Annotated in this window: 1 protein-coding gene; it reads left to right on the forward strand. The window is 61.3% G+C overall.

Going from position 1 to position 1,956, the window contains the following annotated elements; genetic code table 11:
* The first annotated feature begins 974 nt into the window (after nt 1–974).
* A complete protein-coding gene (locus MT347_RS17985; protein ID WP_243502725.1) occupies nt 975–1,409 on the forward strand; it encodes a hypothetical protein in 435 nt (144 codons plus the stop codon).
* Nucleotides 1,410–1,956: the final 547 nt, after the last annotated feature.

Raw genomic sequence — 1,956 nt, forward strand, 5'->3', positions numbered from 1 at the left:
GGGGGCCGTGCGCGGGGGCGCGATGGGGGCGGTCGAGTGTGCGGTCATCACTCCAGCTCCTTTGCCAGGATGATCGGAGCTCCTGAGGCGCAGGAACCCTCGGATGTTACCGCTCACCGAGTGACCAGGTCAACATTCGCCAAATTGATGCTGATTCTGAGAGTGCCGGCGCACTTGCCCCTGCGCTCTCGCCGAGCCGTTGCGATCAACGCGGCAGCGGGCAAAGCGCCAGGTACATCTCGCTGGCTGGTTCCGCCCGCGCCCGTCCCGTGCTGCAATCACGCCCCAGCCGGCGCAGATGGCGAATACGTGACAGGACTTCGCATGATCGCGATCTAGGCAGCCGCCGAAATTCGAACTGGCTCCCGGCTCAGCGCTGATTACGTTTGGCTAAGGGGCCGGTTGGCTCAGACCTGGCAAGAAACGAACAAGGACTGCACTGCCGGACCTCCCGCGGCGCTCTACGTCTTGGGCGCTGCCCGTTCGCATCCCGTGCATAACTCATAAGGTCCTCAGGAGACTCAATCAGCGACCTACGCACACCAATTCGACCGATGTCGGTCTCAGGGTAGACATGCTCACCGCCGGGAGCCGAAGGGCCACCCCGACGCGATCTCGAGTCAGAACCGGAAGAAGATAGAGGAGAAGGCTGAGCGGAAGACATCCAATGGTATACGAACGGGCGCCTGCCTTGGTAACGTCAGCCATGACTGTCCGATGAGCATCTGGTTTAGCAGCGACACTCACTTCAGCTGGCCCCAGCCCCCGACAGTTGAGAGCCCGGGCCACTTATAAATGTGTCGTCGCCGCGGCCGTACGGCGTTGCAGCGACTGTTCATGTTTTAGCAATTCACACGGGCTGATCAAGTTTTGATCCTGGTCGCGACGGCGACATCAGAGGTCAGTGCTCGACGAGACGTGGATTGTGGGTAGAGAAGTCTCGGCAATATGTCGAATCGATAAGGAGACCTGTCGTGGAGAAAATCCCCCCCACTACGTTCGTAAGGGCAGCGGCCTGGGTGCCGGACGACCACGATCGCCCATGGGAAGAGGCAGCCAACCTAGCGTCAGAGTGGATTTGGCAGCGCAGTCAGGAGGAGGAAACTCTCCCCCTGCTAGTCACTAGTACTCTTCAGAACGGACGTGATATCCAAAGTCTCGTCGAGATCGCGGTCACCTGTGGACATGCGACACCGCGCGGCAAACAGCGCTTCATTGTAGGACCAGTGATCGCTTACCTTCCTGACGCGCGGACACTGGATCTCGCCACTGGCCTCGCGTACATGCACTCGCTAGTGGTGGTAGAAACCGCCCGCTTCCCACTCCTCGACTGGGCCACGGGGGCCGGGGCGGTCAATCTTCTCGACATGCAGTCAACAACGAGCGTCACGGCGGAGAAATTCAAGTAAGACTCCGAGCGAACCGTCCTCTTTGAGGCAACATCACGTGGATCGAATGGGCAGTCACAGGCGCCTCTCAGGAAAATTTGACGGCCCGAGGTTAGGGGTCGGATCAGACGACCCAAACCTGGTCCTAGCTCCCGTTCACTAACGTTGTCCCGCTAGCGCGTGCGTCGGCCTACGCTGCCGCTGGCGACTTAGTCAGCTTCAGCGAACGGTGACGCGATGCCTTCCATCGCCAAAACGAGCCTAGGCGCGGATACTGAAGTCGAAGTTGGCCGGGAAGCGCATTGTTACCGGGAACATTTTGCGCTAGCCTTCGTCCGCTGTGTATGAGCGATCGGGTTCTATGTCAAGCCCGAGAAGGCACGCGTCGACGTCGACCGTCTCCCGAAGGGACACCCATGTTGTCTGACTACCCGCCCGTGAAAGCCACCCGCCCGCGCCTGGCGCGCCGCGTCGTCGCCGTTTCTGTCGCGGCCGCGTGCCTGGGAGCGCTCCTCGCTCCCGCGTCCGCGGCGATCGCCGCCGAGACGGTGCCCGCGCCGGTCCTCGA

This window comes from Microbacterium sp. VKM Ac-2923 (assembly GCF_022815605.1).
GTDB lineage: Bacteria > Actinomycetota > Actinomycetes > Actinomycetales > Microbacteriaceae > Microbacterium.